The sequence below is a fragment of the Oleiphilus sp. HI0117 genome (assembly GCF_001635235.1).
The window spans coordinates 1-1233 of sequence record NZ_LWGA01001369.1 but is presented as its reverse complement, the minus strand read 5'-3'; the positions used below and the strand labels follow the sequence as shown (position 1 = coordinate 1233).

The 1233-nt window shown below is 42.4% G+C and carries 2 protein-coding genes; both read left to right on the top strand.

Annotation, left to right across the window (positions count from 1 at the left end; genetic code table 11):
- Positions 1-2 precede the first annotated feature (2 nt).
- Positions 3-167, top strand: coding sequence for a (d)CMP kinase (locus A3757_RS25440; protein WP_082872176.1), 165 nt, complete (start codon positions 3-5; stop codon positions 165-167).
- Positions 168-286: 119 nt separating this feature from the next.
- The coding region (locus A3757_RS23420; RefSeq protein ID WP_156506520.1) for a 30S ribosomal protein S1 at positions 287-1233 on the top strand (947 nt) is incomplete at its 3' end.

Sequence of the window (1233 nt, the reverse complement as noted above, 5' to 3'; positions counted from 1 at the left end):
AAATCGCGCCCCTTTTAAAGGAGATAGAAGAGCGAGACGCCCGAGACATGGGGCGAAAAAATGCTCCGCTCAAAGCCGCTGAAGATGCGTATCATGTTGATACTACAGGGCTTTCTATCGAAGAAGTTTTAAAGGAAGTTGTTAATTTTATTGAGCGGAAATCTTAATAAATACGACTTCTAAACTTTTGGGTTTTGGTTAACGTTGGCCAGCAATGCAAAACCCATTTCAATAAATAAACCGTACATGCTGGTGGTACGGAGAATTTAATCACACAGGAATTGTAATGAGCGAGAGCTTTGCAGAGTTATTTGAAGAGAGTCTAAATGAAATCGATATGACCCCGGGAGCAATTATTGCGGGTGTTGTAGTAGATATTGATAGCGACTGGGTTACAGTAAACGCTGGCCTAAAGTCAGAAGGTGTTATACCTCTATCTCAATTTGTTAACGAGAGCGGTGAAGTCGAATTAAAGATCGGTGACTCTGTTGATGTTGCACTAGATGCTGTTGAAGATGGCTTCGGTGAAACACGCCTATCTCGTGAGAAGGCTAAGCGTGCTGAAGCTTGGAAAGAGCTTGAGAAAGCATTTGAAGCTGAAGAAATCGTTAAAGGTGTGATTAACGGTAAGGTTAAAGGTGGTTTCACTGTTGAGCTGAAAACTATCCGTGCCTTCCTTCCTGGTTCATTGGTTGATGTTCGTCCAGTACGTGACACGCTACACCTTGAAGGTAAAGAATTAGAATTTAAAGTTATCAAGCTAGATCAGAAGCGTAACAACGTTGTTGTTTCTCGTCGTTCAGTGCTTGAAGCTGAAAATAGTGCAGAACGTGAAGCATTGCTTGAGTCAATGGCTGAAGGTATGGAAGCCAAGGGTATCGTTAAGAACCTTACTGACTACGGTGCTTTCGTTGACTTAGGTGGTGTTGACGGTCTTCTACACATTACAGATATGGCTTGGAAGCGTATTAAGCATCCAAGTGAAATCGTAAATGTTGGTGACGAGATCAATGTTAAAGTATTGAAGTTTGATCGTGAGCGTAACCGTGTTTCACTAGGCCTTAAGCAGCTAGGTGAAGATCCATGGGTACAGATCAAAGAGCGTTACCCAGAGAATACTCGTGTAACTGCGCGCGTAACTAACCTAACTGACTACGGTTGTTTCGCAGAAATTGAAGAAGGCGTTGAAGGTCTTGTTCACGTTTCTGAAATGGATTGGACTAACAAGAACAT